Annotated in this window: 16 protein-coding genes; 9 read left to right on the plus strand and 7 right to left on the minus strand. The window is 61.8% G+C overall.

Annotated elements, in window-relative coordinates:
* The first annotated feature begins 50 nt into the window (after positions 1–50).
* The 4 genes from OS035_RS17350 (at position 51) to OS035_RS17365 (ending at position 4,704) form a co-directional block, all read left to right on the plus strand.
* Positions 51–2,189, plus strand: coding sequence for a molybdopterin-containing oxidoreductase family protein (locus OS035_RS17350; RefSeq protein ID WP_097627278.1), 2,139 nt, complete (start codon positions 51–53; stop codon positions 2,187–2,189).
* Complete coding sequence (locus OS035_RS17355; protein WP_097627036.1) at positions 2,186–2,776, plus strand: NUDIX domain-containing protein; 591 nt, start codon at positions 2,186–2,188, stop codon at positions 2,774–2,776. The genes OS035_RS17350 and OS035_RS17355 overlap by 4 nt, the downstream gene beginning before the upstream one ends.
* Positions 2,777–2,923: 147 nt before the next feature.
* The gene (locus tag OS035_RS17360; protein WP_183781136.1) at positions 2,924–4,093 is read left to right on the plus strand and encodes an alpha-D-ribose 1-methylphosphonate 5-triphosphate diphosphatase; all 1,170 of its coding nucleotides are present in this window, start codon (positions 2,924–2,926) and stop codon (positions 4,091–4,093) included.
* A 104-nt stretch (positions 4,094–4,197) separates the two neighbouring features.
* Positions 4,198–4,704 carry a hypothetical protein gene (locus OS035_RS17365; protein WP_131711067.1) on the plus strand — a complete coding sequence of 169 codons (507 nt, stop codon included), beginning with the start codon at positions 4,198–4,200 and terminating at the stop codon, positions 4,702–4,704.
* A gap of 315 nt (positions 4,705–5,019) precedes the next feature.
* On the opposite strand, the gene purN is transcribed toward OS035_RS17365, so the two are convergent.
* Both purN and purM read right to left on the minus strand, forming a co-directional pair.
* Positions 5,020–5,691: a phosphoribosylglycinamide formyltransferase gene (gene purN, locus OS035_RS17370; RefSeq protein WP_097627040.1), complete on the minus strand. Its 672-nt coding sequence runs from the start codon at positions 5,689–5,691 to the stop codon at positions 5,020–5,022.
* The gene (purM, locus tag OS035_RS17375; protein ID WP_097627042.1) at positions 5,688–6,761 is read right to left on the minus strand and encodes a phosphoribosylformylglycinamidine cyclo-ligase; all 1,074 of its coding nucleotides are present in this window, start codon (positions 6,759–6,761) and stop codon (positions 5,688–5,690) included. Before purM ends, purN begins: the two co-directional genes overlap by 4 nt.
* A 246-nt stretch (positions 6,762–7,007) precedes the next feature.
* Here purM and OS035_RS17380 point away from each other — a divergent pair, with 246 nt between their 5' ends.
* From OS035_RS17380 to ppx, 4 genes are all read left to right on the plus strand, one after another.
* Positions 7,008–8,132 carry an AI-2E family transporter gene (locus OS035_RS17380; RefSeq protein ID WP_097627044.1) on the plus strand — a complete coding sequence of 375 codons (1,125 nt, stop codon included), beginning with the start codon at positions 7,008–7,010 and terminating at the stop codon, positions 8,130–8,132.
* Complete coding sequence (hdaA, locus tag OS035_RS17385) at positions 8,125–8,838, plus strand: DnaA regulatory inactivator HdaA (protein ID WP_097627046.1); 714 nt, start codon at positions 8,125–8,127, stop codon at positions 8,836–8,838. The genes OS035_RS17380 and hdaA overlap by 8 nt, the downstream gene beginning before the upstream one ends.
* Positions 8,839–8,900: 62 nt before the next feature.
* Positions 8,901–11,105, plus strand: a complete 2,205-nt coding sequence (locus tag OS035_RS17390; RefSeq protein ID WP_097627047.1) for an RNA degradosome polyphosphate kinase — start codon at positions 8,901–8,903, stop codon at positions 11,103–11,105.
* Between the two features lie 12 nt (positions 11,106–11,117).
* Positions 11,118–12,638 (plus strand): exopolyphosphatase, encoded by a 1,521-nt coding sequence (ppx, locus tag OS035_RS17395; protein ID WP_097627049.1) that lies wholly within the window; start codon positions 11,118–11,120, stop codon positions 12,636–12,638.
* Between the two features lie 289 nt (positions 12,639–12,927).
* Here ppx and OS035_RS17400 read toward each other — a convergent pair whose 3' ends face one another.
* The 4 genes from OS035_RS17400 to OS035_RS17415 all read right to left on the minus strand — a co-directional run bounded on the left by OS035_RS17400 (position 12,928) and on the right by OS035_RS17415 (position 18,242).
* Positions 12,928–14,286: an esterase-like activity of phytase family protein gene (locus OS035_RS17400; RefSeq protein WP_097627051.1), complete on the minus strand. Its 1,359-nt coding sequence runs from the start codon at positions 14,284–14,286 to the stop codon at positions 12,928–12,930.
* Between the two features lie 106 nt (positions 14,287–14,392).
* On the minus strand, positions 14,393–15,454 hold the full coding sequence (locus tag OS035_RS17405; protein WP_097627053.1) for an adenylate/guanylate cyclase domain-containing protein: 1,062 nt from the start codon (positions 15,452–15,454) through the stop codon (positions 14,393–14,395).
* A 121-nt stretch (positions 15,455–15,575) separates the two neighbouring features.
* The gene (rnd, locus tag OS035_RS17410; RefSeq protein WP_097627055.1) at positions 15,576–16,721 is read right to left on the minus strand and encodes a ribonuclease D; all 1,146 of its coding nucleotides are present in this window, start codon (positions 16,719–16,721) and stop codon (positions 15,576–15,578) included.
* Between the two features lie 129 nt (positions 16,722–16,850).
* Positions 16,851–18,242, minus strand: a complete 1,392-nt coding sequence (locus tag OS035_RS17415) for a multicopper oxidase family protein (protein WP_097627057.1) — start codon at positions 18,240–18,242, stop codon at positions 16,851–16,853.
* Between the two features lie 244 nt (positions 18,243–18,486).
* On the opposite strand from OS035_RS17415, the gene aspS reads away from it, so the two are divergent.
* Positions 18,487–20,277, plus strand: coding sequence for an aspartate--tRNA ligase (gene aspS / locus OS035_RS17420; protein ID WP_097627059.1), 1,791 nt, complete (start codon positions 18,487–18,489; stop codon positions 20,275–20,277).
* Positions 20,278–20,345: 68 nt separating this feature from the next.
* Here the strand turns inward: aspS and OS035_RS17425 are convergent, their stop codons facing one another.
* Positions 20,346–21,515, minus strand: a complete 1,170-nt coding sequence (locus OS035_RS17425) for a serine hydrolase domain-containing protein (RefSeq protein WP_131711065.1) — start codon at positions 21,513–21,515, stop codon at positions 20,346–20,348.
* Positions 21,516–21,548: the final 33 nt, after the last annotated feature.

Raw genomic sequence — 21,548 nt, forward strand, 5'->3', positions numbered from 1 at the left:
GGGAAAGTTTGTGGCTTTTGGCCGTGCAAGGCTTGGAATATACAAATGCCATGAACATTGCGACCCCCATCCACGCCAAATCCCCGAAGCCGGACACCAGGGTCGGCCACACCGCCTGTCCGCACGACTGTCCCTCCACCTGCGCGCTGGAGGTCGAACTATCCGAGGACGGCCGCATCGGGCGCGTGCGCGGCGCCAATGATCATTCCTACACCTCGGGCGTCATCTGCGCCAAGGTCGCCCGCTATGCCGAGCGGCTCTACCATCCCGACCGCCTGATGCATCCCTTGCGCCGCGCCGGCGCCAAGGGGGCCGGGCAGTGGCAGCAGATTTCCTGGGACGATGCGCTGGATGAGATCGCCGAAGCCTTCGTGAAGGCCGAGGCGCGGGACGGCAGCGAGGCGATCTGGCCTTATTTCTATGCCGGCACCATGGGCTGGGTACAGCGCGACTCGATCGATCGCCTGCGTCACGCCAAGCGCTTTTCCGGCTTTTTCTCCTCGATCTGCACCAACCCGGCCTGGACCGGCTTCACCGTGGCGACCGGCACGCTGCGCGGCCCCGACCCGCGTGAGATGGGCCGCACCGATTGCGTCGTCATCTGGGGCACCAATGCGGTGTCGACGCAGGTCAATGTGATGACCCACGCCATCAAGTCGCGCAAGGAGCGCGGCGCCAAGATCGTCGTCATCGACATTTACGACAATCCGACGATGAAGCAGGCCGACATGGCCTTGATCGTCAGGCCCGGCACCGATGCGGCACTGGCCTGCGCCGTCATGCACATCGCCTTCCGCGACGGCCATGCCGACCGCGACTACATGGCGCGCTATGCCGATGATCCCGCCGGCCTCGAAGAGCATCTGAAAACGAAGACGCCGCAATGGGCCGCCAATATCACCGGCCTTTCGGTCGAGGAGATCGAAGCCTTTGCCCGCCTCGTCGGCACGACGAAAAAGACCTTCTTCCGCCTCGGCTACGGCTTCACCCGCCAGCGCAATGGCGCGGTCGCCATGCATGCGGCCGCCTCGGTCGCCACCGTGCTCGGCTCCTGGCAGTATGAGGGTGGCGGCGCCTTCCATTCCAACAACGATATCTTCCGCATGAACAATGCGGAACTGACCGGCCGCTCGATGAAGGACGGCGATATCCGCATGCTCGATCAGTCGCAGATCGGCCGGGTGCTGACCGGCGATCCGGTGGCGCTGCGCCATCGCGGCCCGGTGACGGCGATGCTGATCCAGAACACCAATCCGGCCAACATCGCCCCCGAGCAGCGCCTCGTCAGACGCGGTTTTGCCCGCGACGACCTGTTCGTCGCCGTGCACGAGCAGTTCATGACCGAGACGGCGGAGATCGCCGATATCGTCATTCCGGCGACGATGTTCGTCGAGCATGACGATATCTACCGGGCCGGCGGCCAGAACCATATCCTGCTCGGGCCGAAGCTGGTCGAGCCGCCGCCGAGCGTGCGCACCAATCTCTTCGTCATCGAGGAACTGGCCAAACGCCTCGGCGTCGCCGATCGCCCCGGCTTCGGCTTTTCAGCCCGCGAAATGGTCGATCGCTTGCTGGAATCGAGCGGCCTGCCGGATTACGAGCATTTCCTCGAACACAAATGGTTCGATCGCCAGCCGGCCTTCGAGGAGGCGCATTTCCTGAACGGCTTTGCTCATCCCGACGGCAAATTCCATTTCCGCCCGGACTGGATCGATCAGCCGGCGCCGAACAAGCCGCCGGCGGCGGTCGGCCTGCTCGGGCCGCATGGGGAGCTGCCTGTATTCCCCGATCAGGTCGATGTCATCGAAGTCGCTGATACCGACCATCCCTTTCGTCTGGCCACCTCGCCGGCGCGCAACTTCCTGAATTCGAGCTTCGCCGAGACCAAGACGTCGCGTCAGAAAGAGGGCCGTCCCGAGGTGATGATCAATCCGGCCGACGCTGAAGCCAATGGCATCGCCCACGGCGATCTGGTCCGCATCGGCAATAGTCGCGGCGACCTGCGCATCCATGCCCGCGTCACCACCGAGGTGAAGCCTGGCGTGCTGATCGCTGAAGGCCTCTGGCCGAACAAGGCGCATATCGATGGCGAGGGCATCAACGTGCTCACCGGCGCCGACCCGGTCGCGCCCTATGGCGGGGCGGCCGTGCACGATAACAAGGTCTGGCTTCGCAAGGACACAGCATGATGCAGCCGAAATCACGCGTGAAGATCGTCAGCACGGAAACGCTGTCGAATGGGTGGACGAAGCTCAGCAGCTATCTGCTCGATTACATCGACCGCAAGGGCGCGACCCAACGCTTGAAGCGGGAGGTCTACCATCGCACGCCGGCAGCCTGCATCCTGCTTTATGATCCCAAGCGCGACCTCGTCGTTCTCGTCCGCCAGTTCCGCCTTGCCGTTCATATCAACGGTGATCCCGCCTGGATGATCGAGGTGCCGGCCGGCCTTCTCGATGACGATCATCCCGAACAGGCGATCCGCCGCGAGGCGATGGAAGAAACCGGTTACCACCTGCGCGACGCGCGTTTCCTGTTCAAATGCTACACTTCGCCCGGCGCCATCACCGAAGTCGTCCACTTCTTCGTCTCGCTGATCGACAGCGCCGACCGCGTGGCCGAAGGCGGCGGCCTGGACGAGGAGCACGAGGATATCGAGGTTCTCGAAGTCCCGCTCGATGAGGCCGCCCAAATGATCGAAAACGGCGAGATCTTCGACGCCAAGACGATCATGCTGCTGCAATGGGCTCTGTTGAACAGGCATAAACTTCGATAGCGGATGCGCGGTCTCGGGCAAGCCCGCAGGTTGGCCTCAAGACGGTTTCGCGATCGCGGTTGTGGCGTTCGAAATTTCATACGTTTGTCACGAAGCGGTTCTATCCGCTGCGGTCTGTCAATCATCGATGCGATCAGGAGAAAGCCCATGTGGCTCAGCAATTTCACCCTCGTTCTGCCAAACGAGGTGGTGAGTGAAGGTTCCGTGCGGGTCGAAGACGGCGCCATCGCCGAAATCAGACCCGAGCCGGTCGCCGGGGCTGCCATCGATGGCGGCGGGCGGCTTCTGATGCCGGGATTCGTCGATCTCCATGGCGACATGATCGAGCGAGAGATCGCGCCGCGGCCGAACGCGACGATGCCGATCGATTTCGGCATCCACGAACTCGACAAGAAGCTGGCCGCCGCCGGTGTTACCACGGCCTTTGCCGCCGTCTCCTTCGCCACCGAAAGCGTCTATGGCCACGTCCGCTCGCTGGAGACGACCTCGGCGGTGATCGAAGGCATCAACCGCCTGCGCGATGATCTGCTGATCGACCACCGCGTCCACGCCCGCTATGAAATCACCAATATCGGCGCCGCTGCCGCGCTCGAGCGCCTGCTGAATGCCGATCAGATCGACATGGTGTCGCTCACCGACCACACGCCCGGCCAGGGCCAGTACAACAACCTGCAAAGCTACATCCTCAGCATTTCCGAGCGCCGCGCCATCTCCGAGGAGATGGCCGCCGAGATCGTCGCCAAGCGCATCGCCATGCGCAATAACCCCGAAATCGAAGCCAAGCTGAAGGAGATCGTCGCGCTGTCGCTGAAGCACAAGCTCTCGCTTGCCTCGCATGACGACGACAGCGTCGAGAAGGTCGCCGAAATGCACGATCTCGGCGTCACCATCAGCGAGTTCCCGGTCACTGCGCCCGCCGCAGAAGAGGCGCGCCGCCGCGGTCTCTGGACGCTGATGGGCGCGCCGAATGCGCTGCGCGGCCAGTCGATGTCGGGCAATCTCAGCGCGCTCGATGCCGCAAGGGCCGGCCTGCTCAGCGTCATCGCCGCCGATTATCATCCGGCCGCCTTTGTGCCCGGCATCTTCAAGCTCGCCGAGATGGTGGAAGGCGGCCTGCCTTCAGCCGTCGCCATGGCGACCGGCAACGCCGCCCGCTCCGCCGGCCTATCGGACCGCGGCGAAATCGCCATCGGCCAGCGCGCCGATTTGGTCGTGGTCGAGCGGGGCGACATCAACCGCATCCGAGCCACCTTCCGCGCCGGTCGCTTCGTCTACAGCGACGGTACGCTGCATCCGTTGCGGGCGTTGGCGGCTTAGCGGCACGTCTGAGCGTCGAGACAGAATGACGAGATCACGGCGAAACGGGCTTTCTCGTCGGCGGTACCCGGACTGAACAAGACTGCCAACGATGCGGAATCAAGATGTCATCTGAGCCAAGGTTGCTGCACAAGGAGTGGGGGCTGCTGCCTCTGGTTTTAAGTGGAATTGCAACAGTATCTGTAATTATTATATCAATTTACTATGATAACCAATATGAAATCCCGAAGATCTACATAGGCGGTAGATACATACAGTGCCAGAAGTCGGTTGCTTCCTTATTAAATGCCATAGCGTTGGTGTATAAATACCCAGGATTGGCTCTTATAGTTATTTCATTGAGTTCCGTTATTTTTTGTTATGTTTATGACAGAGGTATGTTTATATTTATAATAATATGTTTTGTTCTTTTCAGCTATCCGTTCACCACCATATTGGCTGGATCCAAGATTGTTTTAAGTGAATCCTCGATGGAGACCATGTGCGAAAGAGGAGGTTACGGATCTGTTGCGATCCATCTTCCGGTGTTGTTTTTGTCGTCCTACGTGATCATTGGAAACATTGTTCTCTTAGCCAAGCGCTGGCTTAGAGGAAGAACCAAAAATGGCTGAGACGATGAGAGTGGGGTGATTATCGCCTTATCCTTCATGTCGCGAGCGCTGGAATCACAGATTGTTTGCCTCATGACGTACAACTTGTTTCTTGTTTCATTCCTTTTGTATCGCAACAGCCACAGCTGCACTGAGAAATGACTGCAGGAAAACCGGCAGACGCCGGGAGATTACGCTGATCGAAAAGGAGTTGGAAGGCTTGCCGCGCCTGTTCGATCAGGGGCTCGTTCCTGCCAACGGGTATATGCGCTGCAGCGGTTGTGCGCATGGTATTTGACTTGGGAAAGCTACCTGCCTGGCAGGTATATCAGCAACCTAACAGCGGTCGCCGATCAGCGAGATGAGCTGGGCCTTGGGCGCAACGGCCGAAGCCTCTTCGCCGATGGCCTTGCCGCCTTCCATCGTCACGCGGCCTTCGGCGAAGAGCCGCAGTGCCTGCGGATAAATCTGGTGTTCGACGGTCAGCACGCGGGCGGCAAGGCTTTCGGCCGTGTCGCCGGAAAGGATCGGGACGGCGGCTTGGCCGATGACCGGCCCTTCATCCATGCCTTCGGTGACGAAATGCACGGTGCAGCCGGCGATGCGCATGCCGGCGTCGATCGCGCGCTGATGGGTATGCAGGCCGGGAAACAGCGGCAGCAGGGAAGGGTGGATGTTGAGCATCCGGCCTTCGTAACGCTGAATGAAGGTCGGCGTGAGCAGTCGCATATAGCCGGCCAGGCAGAGGATATCGGGCGAAAGTTCGTCGAGTGCCGAAAAGATCGCCGCCTCATGCGCATCCTTGCTGGCATACTCCTTGCGGGGAAAGGCGTAGGTGGCGATGCCTTCGGCGGCCGCCTTGGCAAGCCCGCCGGCCTCCGCCTTGTCGGAGATCACGCCCACGATTTCGGCCGGGTAGTCGGCGGCTTTCGCCGCCGCAACCAGGGCCATCATGTTGGAGCCGCCGCCGGATATGAGGACGACGACGCGTTTGCGCGGCGTGCTCATACAGCAAGTGTGCCCTTATAGACTGTGCCGGTGGCACCTTCGTCGCGAGCGATCATGCGGCCGAGCGTGACGACGGTCTCGCCCTCGGCTTCGAGGGCGGCGGAAACGGTCGCGACATTCTCGCCGGCGACGACGACAATCATGCCGACGCCGCAGTTGAAGGTGCGCAGCATCTCCTTGGTTTCGACGCCGCCCGTCCTGGCGAGCCACGAGAAGACCGGCGGAACCTTGACGGCGGCAAGATCGATCTCGGCCGCCAGATGCTTCGGCAGCACCCGCGGAATATTTTCCGGGAAGCCGCCGCCGGTGATATGGGCGAGCGCCTTGATGGCGCCGGTCTCGCGGATCGCCTTCAGCAACGGCTTCACATAGATGCGGGTCGGCTCCAGCAGGGCTTCGCCGAGCTTCCTGCCTTCGGAAAATGGCGCCGGTGCGTCCCAGCCGAGGCCGGAGAGTTCGACGATCTTGCGCACCAGCGAGAAACCGTTGGAGTGCACGCCGGAGGAGGCGAGGCCGAGGATCACATCGCCCTCGGCGATATCGCCCGAGGGCAGCAGCTTGCCGCGTTCGGCAGCGCCGACAGCAAAACCGGCGAGATCATAGTCGCCGGAGGAATACATGCCGGGCATTTCGGCCGTCTCGCCGCCGATCAGCGCGCAACCCGCCTGCCGGCAGCCGGCGGCAATGCCGCCGACGATCGCGGCACCCTGGTCGGGGTCGAGCTTGCCGGTGGCGAAATAATCGAGGAAGAACAGCGGCTCGGCGCCCTGAACGACGAGATCGTTGACGCACATGGCGACGAGGTCGATGCCGACGCTGTCGTGATAATCGGCATCGATCGCGATCTTCAGCTTGGTGCCGACGCCGTCATTGGCGGCAACGAGAACCGGATCGGTAAAGCCCGCGGCCTTGAGATCGAAGAGCCCGCCGAAGCCGCCGATCTCGCCATCGGCGCCGGGGCGTCGGGTCGAGCGCACCGCCGGTTTGATCTTCTCGACGAGGAGGTTGCCGGCATCGATGTCGACGCCCGCATCGCTGTAGGTCAGGCCGTTTTTCCCAGACTGGCTCATGCTGGTCTCCGATGGCTATTTTCAGGCGGCTAACATGCCGCGTCATCTGCCGGTCGCAATTGCATGACAGGGGCTTTTATGCAAGCGCCGCATGGCAAAAGCCCCCAATTTCCCGCGTCTTCAACCGGCCTTTCCGGGATTTGCCGCGACAGGGTTGACCATCTTTGCGCCTGCATCCTATGTGCTGAATGGCCGCGTCGGTTCGAATGCGGCGTTTGGCGGCGGAAAGCGATCAGCGGGGAAGCGATGCCACAGCAAGTCAGCGGCAACAGTCTCAAGCGTCAGATTTTCTTCTGGCTGGGCGTGCTCGCCTTCTTCATCGTCTTTCTCTATGTTTTCAGCTCGATCCTGCTGCCCTTCATCGCCGGCATGGCGATCGCCTATTTCCTCGATCCGGTGGCCGACCGGCTGGAGCGGCTGGGTCTGAGCCGCATGATGGCGACGGTCGTCATCCTGATCGCCTTCGTCATCACCTTCGCCCTGGCGCTGATGATCCTCATTCCGGTGCTCGTCAGTCAGTTCAACGATTTCGCCGAGCGGCTGCCGGGTTATATCAACCAGTTGCAGCAGTTTGTCACCCAGACGCAGAATTCGCTGCTGCCGGACTGGGTCAAGAGCCAGGCAGGCACGATCAAGGACAATCTCTCCGGCATCCTCTCCGAAGGCATGGGCTTCTTGACCGGGCTCTTCGCGCAGATCTGGAATTCCGGCAAGGCGATCGTCGACGTCATATCGCTGCTCGTCGTCACTCCCGTCGTCGCCTTCTACATCCTGCTCGATTGGGACCGCATGGTCGCCAAGGTCGATCAGTGGATCCCACGCGATTATATCAATGATGTCCGCCAGATCGCCAAGGAGATCGACCAGGCGATCGCCGGCTTCATCCGCGGCCAGGGCTCGCTCTGCCTCATCCTCGGCATTTATTATGCCGTCGGCCTATCTCTCGTCGGTCTGAATTTCGGCCTGCTGATCGGGCTCTTCGCCGGCATGATCAGTTTCATTCCTTATGTCGGCTCGCTGGTTGGCCTCGTGCTCGCCATCGGCGTGGCGCTTGTGCAATTCTGGCCGGATTATCCCTGGATCGGCCTGGTGCTGGCCGTCTTCTTCAGCGGCCAGTTCCTGGAGGGCAATATCCTGCAGCCGAAGCTCGTCGGCTCCAGCGTCGGCCTGCATCCGGTCTGGCTGATGTTTGCGCTGTTTGCCTTCGGCGCGCTCTTCGGTTTCGTAGGGCTTCTGGTCGCCGTGCCGGCCGCCGCGGCGGTCGGCGTCCTTGTTCGTTTTGCGCTTTCACGCTACCTTCAGAGTGATCTTTATTTTGGCGGGTCGCTCGGTGGCCGCGCCCGGAAGACGAAATCAGTTCCCAATGAATGACGTGAAGAACGCTGATCTGAAGCGCAAGGCCGGAGAGCAGTTGCCGCTGGTCTTTTCGCACGATGCCGCCAGCGGCCGCGACGATCTCCTGATCTCGGAGCGCCTCGCCGCCGCGGTGTCGATCGTCGATGCCTGGCCGGCATGGCCGTCGCCGGTCGTCGTGCTCGCCGGCCCGGTCGGTTCGGGAAAATCGCATCTCGCCGGCATCTGGCGGGAATTGAGCGGCGCCGTCGACATCCATCCCGAGCTGGGCTCGGAGGCGGCGATTGCCGCCGCCGCCGGGCCGGTATTGTTCGAGGATGCCGACCGGCTCGGCTTCGACGACAATGCGCTCTTCCATGTCATCAACAGCGTGCGCGAAAACGGCACCAGCCTGTTGATGACCAGCCGTCTCTGGCCGATCTCCTGGCCGGTTTTGCTGCCCGATCTGCGCTCGCGCCTGAAGGCTGCGACCGTCGTCGAGATAGGCGAACCCGACGAGGCGCTGTTGTCGCAGGTGATCGTCAAGCTGTTCGCCGACCGCCAGCTTTATATAGATGACAAACTCGTGCTCTATATCGTCAACCGGATGGAGCGGTCGCTGAACGCGGCCCAGATGATCGTCGAACGGCTTGACAGGCTCGCCCTGTCACGGGGCACGAAGATCACCCGGTCTCTTGCTGCTGAAGTATTGAATGAATTGGGAAATTCGGACTCGGCCGATTGACTGTCACAGTTCCGTCGTGAAACTGATATAATTGCCTTCGGCGATTGAGAACGGGGTAGACCATGGATAGCGCAGTCGCAGAGCATCAGGAACTCACTCCGGAAACCAACGACAACACGCCCCCGCTGGAAGAGCTGCTCAAGAGCCCCGAGCGCTTCATCAACCGAGAATTCTCCTGGCTGCAGTTCAACCGCCGTGTCCTGGAAGAAACCTTGAATACCGAGCATCCGCTGCTCGAGCGGGTCCGCTTCCTGTCGATCTCGGCTGCCAACCTCGATGAATTCTTCATGGTGCGTGTCGCCGGCCTCGAGGGCCAGGTACGCCAGAACATCGTCATCCGCAGTCCGGACGGCAAGACGCCGGCCGAGCAGCTCGATTCGATCCTGCAGGAGATCGACCATCTGCAGATGGAGCAGCAGGCCTCGCTCGCCGTGCTGCAGCAATATCTCGCCAAGGAAGACATACTGATCGTCCGCCCCGGCGCCTTGAGCGATGCCGACCGCCAGTGGCTTGCCACCGAATTCGAACAGGCGATCTTTCCGGTTCTGACGCCGCTGTCGATCGATCCAGCCCATCCGTTCCCTTTCATTCCGAATCTCGGCTTCTCGATCGGCCTGCAGCTCGTCAGCAAGAACGGCCGCGAGCCGATGACGGCCTTGCTACGCCTGCCGCCGGCGCTCGACCGCTTCGTCCGTCTGCCGGATGATGGAAACACCATCCGCTACATCACGCTTGAGGATGTCGCCAACATCTTCATCCATCGGCTCTACCCGGGTTACGAAGTGCAGGGCTCCGGTACGTTCCGCGTCATCCGCGACAGCGATATCGAAGTCGAGGAAGAGGCGGAGGATCTTGTCCGCTTTTTCGAAACGGCGCTGAAGCGCCGCCGCCGCGGCAAGGTCATCCGCATCGAGACCGACTCGGAAATGCCGGCTTCGCTGCGCCAGTTCGTCGTCCAGGCGCTGAACATCCCAGATAATCGCGTCGCCGTTCTGCCGGGCCTTCTGGCGCTGAACACTCTGTCCGAGATCACCAAAGCGCCCCGCGAGGATCTCAGGTTTCCGTCCTACAATGCGCGATTTCCCGAGCGCGTCCGCGAACATGCCGGCGACTGCTTCGCAGCCATCCGCGAAAAGGACATGGTCGTCCATCACCCCTATGAATCTTTCGACGTGGTGGTCCAGTTCCTTCTCCAGGCTGCGCGCGATCCTGACGTCCTGGCGATAAAGCAGACGCTTTACCGCACCTCCAACGACAGCCCGATCGTGCGTGCGCTGGTCGATGCCGCCGAAGCCGGCAAGTCGGTGACGGCGCTGGTCGAGCTCAAGGCCCGCTTCGACGAGGAGGCGAACATCCGCTGGGCGCGCGATCTCGAGCGCGCCGGCGTGCAGGTCGTCTTCGGCTTCATCGAGCTCAAGACCCACGCCAAGATGTCGATGGTCGTCCGCCGCGAGGAAGGCAAGCTCCGGACCTATTGCCACTTGGGAACCGGCAACTACCACCCGATCACCGCGAAGATCTATACCGACCTGTCCTATTTCACCTGCAATCCGGTCATCGCCCACGACATGGCGAACATCTTCAATTTCATCACCGGCTACGGTGAGCCGGAACAGGGCATGCAGCTTGCCATCTCGCCCTATACGATGCGCCCGCGCATCCTGCGCCACATCGAGGAAGAGATCCAGCATGCCAGGAATGGCGCCCCGGCCGCGATCTGGATGAAGATGAATTCGCTTGTCGATCCCGACATCATCGACGCGCTCTATCGCGCCAGCCATGCCGGCGTCGAGATCGATCTTGTCGTGCGCGGCATCTGCTGCCTGCGTCCGCAGGTGCCCGGTCTTTCGGAGAATATCCGCGTCAAGTCGATCATCGGCCGCTTCCTCGAACACAGCCGCATATTTTGCTTCGGCAACGGCCACGGCCTGCCGTCCGACAAGGCGCTGGTTTATATCGGTTCGGCCGACATGATGCCGAGAAATCTCGACCGACGCGTCGAAACCATGGTTCCGCTGACGAATCCGACCGTTCACGAGCAGGTTTTGTCCCAGATTATGCTCGGCAACGTGATTGACAATCAACAAAGCTACGAGATATTGCCCGACGGTACGTCGCGGCGCATGGAAGTGCGCAGAGGCGAGGAACCGTTCAATGCGCAGCAGTACTTCATGACCAATCCGAGCCTGTCAGGCCGTGGTGAAGCTCTGAAGTCCAGCGCGCCGAAACTGATCGCCGGCCTGCTCGAAGGCCGCAACAACAAGTAAAACTGGACCTAAATGGTTGAATCTGAAGCCCAGGGGCGCCTTCCGGGGATCGCCCCGGTCTCCGTTGTCGACATTGGATCGAATTCCATTCGTCTCGTCGTCTACGAAGGCATGTCCCGCTCGCCGACCATTCTTTTCAACGAAAAGGTCCTCTGCGGCCTCGGCAAAGGCATAGCCGTCACCGGCAAGATGGATGAAGACAGCGTCATCAGGGCCCTGGCGGCGCTGCACCGTTTCAAGGCCCTGTCCGATCAGGCGCGCGCCGCCACCATGTATGTGCTGGCGACGGCCGCCGCCCGCGAGGCGAGCAATGGGCCCGATTTCATCCACCAGGCGGAAACCATCCTCGGCCGTAAGGTCCGTGTGCTCTCCGGTGAGGAGGAGGCGAAATTCGCCTCGCTCGGCATCATCAGCGGCTTCTTCAATCCTGATGGCATCGCCGGCGACCTCGGCGGCGGCTCGCTTGAGCTGATCGATATCAAGGGCAAGGAGTTTGGCAAGGGCATCACGCTGCCGCTCGGCGGCCTGCGCCTGTCGGAATATGCCGGCGGCTCGCTCTCCAAGGCACGCACCTTTGCCCGCAAGCAGGTGAAGACGGCAAAGCTCTTGTCGAAAGGCGAGGGGCGCACCTTCTACGCCGTCGGCGGCACCTGGCGAAACATCGCCAAGCTGCACATGGAAATCACAAACTATCCGCTGCACATGATGCAGGGCTACGAGGTATCGCTTGAAGCGATAATGCTGTTCCTCGAACAGGTGGTAAGTGCGCGTGATTCGAGGGAGCCTGCGTTTCAGGCCGTTTCCAAGCACCGCCGTTCGCTGCTGCCCTTCGGCGCCGTCGCCATGACGGAAGTGCTGAGCGCGATGAAACCATCGGTCATTTCCTTCTCGGCGCAGGGCGTGCGCGAGGGATATCTCTATTCGCTGCTGTCGGAGGCCGAGCGCCGCCTGGATCCGCTGCTGGCCGCTGCCGGCGAGCTAGCGATCCTGCGTGCCCGTTCGCCCGAGCATGCCCGTGAGCTGGCGGAATGGACGGGCCGCATGATGCCCTTGTTCGGCGTCCAGGAAACCGAAGAGGAAAGCCGCTATCGTCAGGCCGCCTGTCTGCTTGCCGATATCAGCTGGCGCGCCCATCCCGACTATCGCGGCCTGCAGGCGCTGAACGTCATCGCCCACTCCTCCTTCGTCGGCATCAGCCATCCCGGCCGCGCCTTCATCGCGCTGACAAATTACTACCGTTTCGAAGGCCTGCACGATGACGGCGCCACCGGCCCTCTGGCGCAGATCGCCACCCCCCAGTTCATCGAACGCGCCAAGCTGCTCGGCGGTATGCTGCGCGTCGTCTATCTGTTCTCGGCCTCGATGCCCGGCATCGTCAAAAGCCTGAGCTTCCGCAAATCGTCGAACCCGGACCTTGACCTCGAATTCGTCGTGCCCCCCGAATACCGCGATTTCGCCGGCGAACGCCTGGACGGGCGATTGCAGCAGCTATCGAGGTTGACGAACAAGAGGCTGGCGTTCCGGTTCGAGTAGGGTGGTGCAATGGTCGTCGTGCCGTGCCAGTCCCCTCTGGCCTGCCGGCCATCTCCCCCACAGGTGGGGAGATCGCCGGGCGCACCGGTTTCCCAAAAAAATTGGCGTGGCAGCGCGACGAAACGGTAGATGGGCAGGTGGCGTGAGCCACTTGTGATCTCCCCACCTGTGGGGGAGATGGCCGGCAGGGCAGAGGGGCCTGGCATGGATGCCGTACGATGTACCCACCAAACCAAACGAAAAAGGCGGCGCTCACGCACCGCCCCTTCCATCTCACATCAACCCAAACTTATTTCGCGTTCAAAAACTCGCCAACCTCAAGCAGGCTGAACTCGTTATTGTCAGCCTTGTCGACGGTGCGGCCGGCCGAGAAGGGCAGGTTATTGTCGTTGCCGATGATGATGTGGGTGGCGTCGACACGGTCGACGTTTTCGATCGTCACGAACGGCATGTCGTAAACGCCGTCCTTGGCTCCGGCCTTCTTCTTGTTGTCGGGATCCTGGATATTCAACAGGTCGATATAACCGATCTTGCGGACGGCCTTGCCGGCATTGGCGTCGTTGAACTCGATCTTGTAGACGCGCTTCAGTTCGGCCGGGGCCTCGAAGCAATCCGGCTTCGGCTGCTTCGGATCGGCGCAGGCCTTGTCCTTGGTGCCGGCGCCGCTGTCGCGCTCGATGACGAGAGCGGTGGTGTCGTCAAGCATGTTGAAGTCGCCGATCGAGACACCCTTGTCCTCGAACAGATAGAGCCAGCTGCGGCCGGTCCACTTCTTGGCGGCGACGTCGAACTCGATGATGCGGACGGCGGTGTGGCCGTCGGCCGATTCCATCTGGCCGTCATCCTTGTAGATGGCGCCTTCGAGCAGGCCGTAGAGCTTGGTGCCGTCCTTCGACATGGCGAGGCCTTCGAAGCCGCCGGAGCGCTTCAGATTGAAGACCGGCATCTTCGCGGTCGGATTGCCCGGAAGCTGAATCAGCGGATTGTCGGGCGAAAGCACCGGCTTGCCATCGAGCGTCGTCGGGAAGACGTCCGTCAGGCGGCCTTCGTTATCGACCTTCAGGATGTAGGGACCGAATTCGTCGCCGAGCCAGAAACCGTCGGCAACCGGCTGGATCGATTCGATGTCGAAATCGGCGCCGGTGAGGTAACGCGTATCGGTGCCTTCCAGCACGACTGGGAAGGGGGCGATCTTGTTCGGATCGGAGAGGAAGAGGTTCTTGACGACTTCGGCCTTGTTGGCTGCCCAGTCGAACTTCATCTGGTGCAGGAAGAGCATGGAGTCGGAGGAATTGGCCTTCGAGCCGAAGCCGTTGTCCGTCAGCGTCCAGAAGGTGCCGTCGGCCATCGTCTTGATGCCGGAGAAGCCCTGGATCGCCTGACCGTCGAAGGGGAGCCTCAGGTCGGTGACGCGGGCACCGTCCTTGCCGGGCACCGTTCCGAGCGCTTCGGTGCGCTTGCGGTCCGCCGTCGTGAACTTGCCGGAATGTTTCAGGAATTCAGGGGCATCGGCCGGAGCCGGAACCATGGTGTTGGCAGGCAGGATCGCCTGGCCGGCGAGCTTGGCCGGAAACTGCTGCTGGTCGGCCGAAGCGGAGCCGGTCATCAGGATGAAAAGCGATACGGAAGCAAAAAGGACGTTCTTCATAATATCCCCATGGAACGGATGCGAATGGCATCCGCTTTGCAGGGCTTCCGTGTCAGCGAATTGACGGTTGGGTGAAGTTTTGGTGACGCGGGTTAAAAGCGTTTGCTCAGCCGTGCAGAATGACGGCAGGTGTGTTCAGCACGGTGACGGCGCGCGAGGAAAGCGCCATGACGCCGAGCGCCTGGCCGCGCCCCTTGACGGCATGGGTGCCGAGATCCTCGCAGGAAATATCGTCGGGAAATTTCATGCGCCGCGCAAGTTCGGCCGAAATCAGCACTGGCCGGTTCAGGCTGCGGCAGAGCGTTTCCAGGCGGGCGGTGGTGTTCACCGTGTCGCCGAAATAGCTGATCTTGTGATGATCGACGCCAATTTCGGCGGTGATGATCTCGCCGCCGTGAAGGGCGGCGCGCAGCTTCGGCACCTGTCCGTAGCTTCTCCGCCAGCCGGCGGCGTTGGCTTCGATATCGGCGAGAATGTCGAAGATGCAGCGCACGCAGCGCGCGCCCTTGATGCCGCGGGCAAGCGGCCAGGTGATGATTGCCGCATCGCCGACATAGTCGTTGATCATGCCCTTATGGCGCCTGACTGGCTCGGCGAAGGTGGCAAACAGCGAGCTCAGCAATTGCTGGGCGCGGAGGTCGCCGTGCTTTTCGGCAAAAGCCGTCGAGTCGACCAGATCGATGAACAGGAAGACACGCTCTTCCCTGACCGGATTGCGGTAGCGGCTGACGAGCATGCTGACGAATACCTCGCGGCCGAGCAGTTCCCGCACGCGCAGGATGAAGATCAGCGCCGAGCAGACGGCAAGCGCATAGAGGAAGACCTCGTAGGGCATGATGACGAGATCGAGGAACGACGTTGGCTTCACCATGCCGAGCGATGAGAGCAGCAGAGCGGCACAGGCAAAGCCGATGCTCATCAGGATTTCGTAGATCACCAGCTCGCTGATGATGAAAGCGAAGGTCGGCAGCTTCTGAATACGTCTGTACAGCGTGCGGAACAGCGCCTTGCGCTCGAAGGCGATGATCGGCATGCCGATGAACAGCGCGAAGATCGCGCCGACAACGGGCGTCTGGTTGGAGTAGAACATCAGATCATAGACCACGCCGCTGGCAGCCAGAACCATCGTGATCAGGATCCAGTTCTGCGTCGGAGATATTTCCCGCATGCCGCCTCTTCGCCGTGATTTGCCGTCAGCCATTGTTTCAGCTGGGAAAAAAGCGTCAAGCGAATTCGAATATCGTCTTACAACGCCGCGCGGACGCGCAAAGGCGCCGAGGCACTTGAACCTAGAGGCTGACCGTTTCGACCTTGCGGCCGACGAAGCGCAGAGCGATCTGACCCTGGATCAGCTGCAGCGCCGGCTCGCCGAAAAGATCGCGCCGCCAGCCGTTGAGGGCCGCGACTTCGGCCTTCTCGCCCTCGGCGGCGATCCTGTCGAGATCTTCGCTGTTGGCGATCACCTTCGGCGCCACGCCGTGCTTTTCCGAAATCAGCTTCAAGAGTACCTTTAGCAATTCGACGGCAGCAGCGGCCCCTTCGGGCGCCTGCGCCTGGCGCGGCACATGTGGCATATCGGCTTTCGGAAGAGCGAGTGCTGCGTTGACGGCCTCGATGACGGCGGCGCCGGAAGTCGAGCGCTCCCAGCCTTTGGGAATGGTGCGCAACCGGCCGAGCGCTTCGGTATCCTTGGGCTGCTGCTGGGCGATCTCGTAGATCGCATCATCCTTCAGCACCCGCGAACGCGGCACGTTGCGCGAACGCGCCTCGCGTTCGCGCCAGGCGGCGACAAATTTCAGGATCGCCAGCTCCTGCGGCTTGCGCAGGCGCATCTTCAGCCGCTGCCAGGCATCGTCAGGATGCAGATCGTAGGTTTCGCGCGCCTCGAGAATGTCCATTTCCTCGGAGAGCCAGGAGGTGCGGCCTTCGCGATCGAGTTCGGCCTTCAGCGACAGATAGACGTCGCGCAGGTGGGTGACGTCGGCCAGCGCATATTCCAGCTGCTTGTCGGAGAGCGGCCGGCGGCTCCAGTCGGTGAAGCGCGACGACTTGTCGATATGGATGTTCTTGATGCGGCTGACCAGCTGATCATAGGAGACGCTGTCGCCGAAACCGCAGACCATCGCGGCGACCTGCGTGTCGAAGATCGGATGCGGAATGAGATTGCCGCGATTGAAGATGATTTCGATGTCCTGGCGGGCCGCGTGAAAGACCTTCAGCACCTTCGTATCGGCCATCAGCTCGAAGAAGGGGGCAAGATCGATGCCCTTGGCCAGCGGATCGACGAGCACTTCGGTCGTCGGGCTTGCCATCTGGATCAGGCAAAGCTCCGGCCAGAAGGTCGTCTCGCGCAGGAATTCGGTGTCAATGGTGATGAAGTCGGACTTGGCCAGCTCTTTGCAGGCGGCCGCCAAATCGGCGGTGGTTTCGATCATATCATTTCATTCGCAAGGAAAAGGTCGGTTGAACCTTCCTTCTCCTTTCGCTTCGATATGTCAATACAACAGCATAAGCTTCGCGCATTGCTGGCTAAGAATAACGTCCAAACTGCGGCACAGACTGCCTCAACTCACTCTGAGGTAGCTGGTCATTCCGGTCTTCTGGTGCTCGATGATATGGCAATGCAGCAGCCAGTCGCCGGGATTGTCGGCGACGAAGGCGAGCTGCACCTTCTCGTCCGGCTGGATGAGATAGGTATCGGAGACGAGCGGCATCACCTCCCGCGTCGAAGAGAAGATCACCGTGAAGCTCATCCCGTGCAGATGGATCGGATGCGCATGCGGCGTGACATTTTCCAGATTGAAGACATAGCTCCGGCCGAGCTTCAATTCCGCCAGCGGCGCCGTCGGATCCGGCGTGTCGCCCGGCCACGGCACCTTGTTGATCGCCCAGAAACTATAGCCGAGCGTGCCGCAAATGCTCTCAGTGGCGGTATTCTCGGCGGTGGCGCTCAGCACCAAGGGGATCTGCTCGGCAGTGGAAAGATCGGCCTTCGCCACCGGATTTTCGGCAAGCGGCCCGAGATCACCGACCTCACGCTTCAGCGACGGCCCGGTGGCACGCAGGCTGGCGATCGTCTTCGGTGTCGTGCCGCGGATATCCTCGAGCGTCGCGACAGCGCCTTCTCTATCCGGCATGCGCACGGCAAGATCGAGCCGCTGGCCCGGACCGATCTGCAGCAGGTCGAGGGGAAAACGCTTCGGCACCGGATTGCCGTCGATGGCGATGACGGTCGTATCGGCGCCTTCAACCTTCAGCGAGAAGATCCGCGTCACGTCGGTGACCGCGATGCGCAGCCGCACCAGCCCGCCGGCCGGCGCGTCATATTGCGGCTCCCGATGCCAGTTGGCGGTGCGCACCGTGCCGTAGGTGCCCGACTTCGCGGCGTCACGCGGCCGGAAAGGGGCGATGAACTGTCCGTCGCCGCCGAGCCGCCAGTCGCGCAGGTTCAGGACAACCTCTGCATCGAATTCAGGGTCGGCCGGATCTTCGACGACGAGGACCCCGGTCATGCCGTGCCCCATCTGCGTCAGCGTATTGCAATGCGGATGATACCAGAAGGTGCCGGCATCCGGCGGCGTGAAGGCATAGTCGAAGCTGTCGCCGGTATAGACATAGGGCTGCGTCATGAAGGGCACGCCGTCCATGCGGTTATCGATGCGAAGCCCATGCCAGTGGATCGTCGTCGGCTCGTCGAGCCCGTTTTTCAGCCGCGCCGCATAGGGGCGTCCCTTCGTCATCCTGAGAACCGGCGGCATGCCGTCATGGCCCCAGCTCATGATCTCCCGGGTCGGTCCGATCTCGGTCAGCATCGCCTCGGTCTTGACAGCCGTCAGCAACTGCGGCTCGGGAGCCGCCTCGGCAGGCCCGAATTTGCCGGCAATGCCGAGGCCGACGCCATAGGCGCCCGCCACGACGGATGCCTTGAGAAGATTGCGACGGGTCAGGAGGGGCATGCGGGCGCTCCACAGTGAGAATGCCGATCCTTTTAAAGTTGACCAGCTTCTTCATCAATACGCGAAGCGCGGCCAAACTGCCGCAGCATACGGGCCGCTGCGTTGCCACAAACGCGTGGGCGGCACGCGCCAAGCCTTGACAAATCGGAGCGTCCATGCGCTTTTCCGCCCGATTTTCTTGTCGGCGCTTGAGGGTCTTTGAACCCTTGCTGCCGTCTTAAGCCACATTCCAGGATTTGAGATCATGCATCGCTATCGCAGCCACACATGCGCCGCCCTCCGCAAGACGGATGTCGGCTCGACCGTCCGTATCTCCGGCTGGGTCCATCGCGTCCGCGACCATGGCGGCGTTCTCTTCATCGACCTTCGCGACCATTATGGCATCACCCAGGTCGTCGCCGATCCGGACAGCCCGGCCTTCAAGATGGCCGAGACCGTGCGCGGCGAATGGGTCATCCGCATCGACGGCCTCGTCAAGGCCCGCACCGAAGATACCGTCAACAAGGCGATGGCGACCGGCGAAATCGAGCTCTACGCCCAGGAGATCGAAGTGCTCTCCGCTGCCAAGGAATTGCCGCTTCCGGTGTTCGGCGAGCCGGACTATCCGGAAGACGTCCGCCTCAAATACCGCTTCCTCGATCTCCGCCGCGAAACGCTGCATAAGAACATTGTCAAGCGCACCCAGGTGATCTCGGCCATGCGCCGCGAAATGGGCAATGTCGGCTTCACCGAATATACGACTCCGATCCTGACGGCCTCCTCGCCGGAAGGCGCGCGCGACTTCCTCGTGCCGTCGCGCATCCATCCCGGCACATTCTACGCGCTGCCGCAGGCGCCGCAGCAGTACAAGCAACTGCTGATGGTCGCCGGCTTCGACCGCTACTTCCAGATCGCGCCGTGCTTCCGCGATGAAGACCCGCGCGCCGACCGCCTGCCGGGTGAATTCTACCAGCTCGACCTCGAAATGAGCTTCGTCACCCAGGAGGACGTCTGGAACACGATGGGCCCGCTGATGACAAGCGTGTTCGAGGAGTTCGCCGAAGGCAAGCCGGTCACCAAGGAGTGGCCGCGCATCCCCTATGACGAAGCGATCCGCAAATATGGTTCGGACAAGCCGGACCTGCGCAACCCGATCGTCATGGAAGCGGTGACCGAGCATTTCGCCGGTTCCGGCTTCAAGGTCTTCGCCGGTATGATCGCCTCGAACCCAAAGGTCCAGATCTGGGCGATCCCGGCCAAGACCGGTGGCTCGCGCGCCTTCTGCGATCGCATGAATGCCTGGGCACAGAGCCAGGGCCAGCCGGGCCTCGGCTATATTTTCTGGCGCAGTGAAAACGACAAGCTCGAAGGTGCCGGCCCGCTTGCCAAGAACATCGGCGAGGAGCGCACCGATGCGATCCGCACCCAGCTTGGTCTCGGCGATGGTGACGCCTGCTTCTTCGTCGCCGGCGAACCGGAAAAGTTCTACAAGTTTGCCGGCGAGGCGCGCACCAAGGCCGGCGAGGAACTGAACCTCGTTGACCGCGACCGCTTCGAACTGTGCTGGATCGTCGATTTCCCCTTCTTCGAATGGAGCGAGGAAGACAAGAAGGTCGACTTCGCCCACAACCCGTTCTCGATGCCGCAGGGCGGCCTGGACGCGTTGCAGAACCAGGATCCGTTGACGATCAAGGCTTTCCAGTATGACGCCGTCTGCAACGGCTTCGAAATCGCCTCGGGCTCGATCCGCAACCAGTCGCCGGAAACCATGGTCGCCGCCTTCGAGAAGGTCGGTCTCAGCCAGCAGGATGTCGAGGATCGCTTCGGCGGCCTATACCGCGCCTTCCAGTACGGCGCGCCGCCGCACGGTGGTGCCGCTTTCGGTATCGACCGCATCGTCATGCTGCTCGTCGGCGCCAAAAACCTGCGCGAAATCTCGCTGTTCCCGATGAACCAGCAGGCCCAGGATCTGCTGATGGGCGCCCCGAGCCCGGCAACCCCGACGCAGCTGCGCGAGCTTTCGATCCGGCCGATCCCGCCGGTCAAGAAGGACTGAGGATCGTCCGATCCCGAATGTGAAAGGCCCGGCGACCGTTCAGGTGTCGTCGGGCTTTTTGCTGTCGCTCACAAGGCCGCGTAGATCGCCTCGCGCAGATCGACCGTGAACTTGCCCCACATGCCCTCCAGCGTCGTGTTCGTCAGCGCAACGACGGTCACTCCGTTGACCGGATCGATGAACCAGCTGTGGCCGTAGACGCCGCCCCATTTCACCGTGCCTCTGGGGAAGGGGACGCCTGCCTCGGCCGGATCGGTGATGACGGACCAGCCGAAGCCGAAGCCCGAGCCGGGTTCATACCGCTGGCGGTGCCCGCCGGACTGGTCGGTCATCATCATCGCAACGGTGTCGCTCGAGAGCAGCGGTGCACCGCCCCTGCGGATGGTTTCAAGTACGGCCAGAACGTCATCAGCCGTTCCCGCCATGCCGGCGCCGCCCGAATGATAGGAGGCGGGATCGAAGATGCGGTCTGGGGCGAAGCGGATCGGACCCATCAGCGACATCACCAGCGCATTTTCGCCCATCAGCGCCGGTTCGGGTGAAGCGTTCATATAGGCGGCGGCGAGCCGGCTGCGGTCACGAACCGAAAACGCCGTGTCGGCAAGCCCGAGTGGTCTTGTCACCAGTTCGGCGACGGCCTCAGCCAACGGCACGCCGGTTTCCGCCTCGATGACGCCGCCGATAACATCCATAGCAAGGGAATATTGCCAGTCGCTGCCCGGTGCGAAACGCAAGGGCACACTGGCGATCCGCCTGAGATTCTCAGTGAGCGCCAGTCCCGGCTGGTCGAGCCCGTCGGAAATGCCGGCGCGGATGTAGGGACCGTCGTCCTCTTCTGAGAAGCTGTAGCCGAGGCCTGATGTATGGGTCAGCAGGTGGCGGATACGAATGGTCGCCTCGCTGCCGTCGGGCAGCTTTGGTCGGAATTCCGGCAGCCATCTGGTCGCCGCGTCGCCAAGGTCGATTCTCGCCTGCTCGACGAGCCGCATCGCGGCGATGGTGACGATGGGCTTGGTGATAGAGGCAAGCCTGAAGATCGTATTCTCGCGCATTGCCAGGCCGTTTTCGCGGTCGGCGAGGCCTGCTGCTCGGCGGTGGATGATTTCTCCGTCGCGGGCGACGAGCACGACCGCTCCGACCAGGCGCCTGTCGTCAAGCGCATCTGCAATTGCCGCGTCGACGCCCGCGGAAAGCAGGGAATTCTTGTTGGCACGTGTCGTTTCGAGGGGAAGACTCATCAGATCAAACCTTCTATAATCACAATGACCATT

The sequence above is a fragment of the Rhizobium sp. 268 genome (genome assembly GCF_036571585.1).
GTDB classification, from domain to species: domain Bacteria; phylum Pseudomonadota; class Alphaproteobacteria; order Rhizobiales; family Rhizobiaceae; genus Rhizobium; species Rhizobium redzepovicii.

Coding starts and splice junctions, on each gene's coding strand:
- OS035_RS17350 (WP_097627278.1), top strand. CDS start 51: ATGAACATTGCGACCCCCATCCACGCCAAATCCCCGAAGCCGGACACC.
- OS035_RS17355 (WP_097627036.1), top strand. CDS start 2,186: ATGATGCAGCCGAAATCACGCGTGAAGATCGTCAGCACGGAAACGCTG.
- OS035_RS17360 (WP_183781136.1), top strand. CDS start 2,924: ATGTGGCTCAGCAATTTCACCCTCGTTCTGCCAAACGAGGTGGTGAGT.
- OS035_RS17365 (WP_131711067.1), top strand. CDS start 4,198: ATGTCATCTGAGCCAAGGTTGCTGCACAAGGAGTGGGGGCTGCTGCCT.
- purN (WP_097627040.1), bottom strand. CDS start 5,691: ATGAGCACGCCGCGCAAACGCGTCGTCGTCCTCATATCCGGCGGCGGC.
- purM (WP_097627042.1), bottom strand. CDS start 6,761: ATGAGCCAGTCTGGGAAAAACGGCCTGACCTACAGCGATGCGGGCGTC.
- OS035_RS17380 (WP_097627044.1), top strand. CDS start 7,008: ATGCCACAGCAAGTCAGCGGCAACAGTCTCAAGCGTCAGATTTTCTTC.
- hdaA (WP_097627046.1), top strand. CDS start 8,125: ATGAATGACGTGAAGAACGCTGATCTGAAGCGCAAGGCCGGAGAGCAG.
- OS035_RS17390 (WP_097627047.1), top strand. CDS start 8,901: ATGGATAGCGCAGTCGCAGAGCATCAGGAACTCACTCCGGAAACCAAC.
- ppx (WP_097627049.1), top strand. CDS start 11,118: ATGGTTGAATCTGAAGCCCAGGGGCGCCTTCCGGGGATCGCCCCGGTC.
- OS035_RS17400 (WP_097627051.1), bottom strand. CDS start 14,286: ATGAAGAACGTCCTTTTTGCTTCCGTATCGCTTTTCATCCTGATGACC.
- OS035_RS17405 (WP_097627053.1), bottom strand. CDS start 15,454: ATGCGGGAAATATCTCCGACGCAGAACTGGATCCTGATCACGATGGTT.
- rnd (WP_097627055.1), bottom strand. CDS start 16,721: ATGATCGAAACCACCGCCGATTTGGCGGCCGCCTGCAAAGAGCTGGCC.
- OS035_RS17415 (WP_097627057.1), bottom strand. CDS start 18,242: ATGCCCCTCCTGACCCGTCGCAATCTTCTCAAGGCATCCGTCGTGGCG.
- aspS (WP_097627059.1), top strand. CDS start 18,487: ATGCATCGCTATCGCAGCCACACATGCGCCGCCCTCCGCAAGACGGAT.
- OS035_RS17425 (WP_131711065.1), bottom strand. CDS start 21,515: ATGAGTCTTCCCCTCGAAACGACACGTGCCAACAAGAATTCCCTGCTT.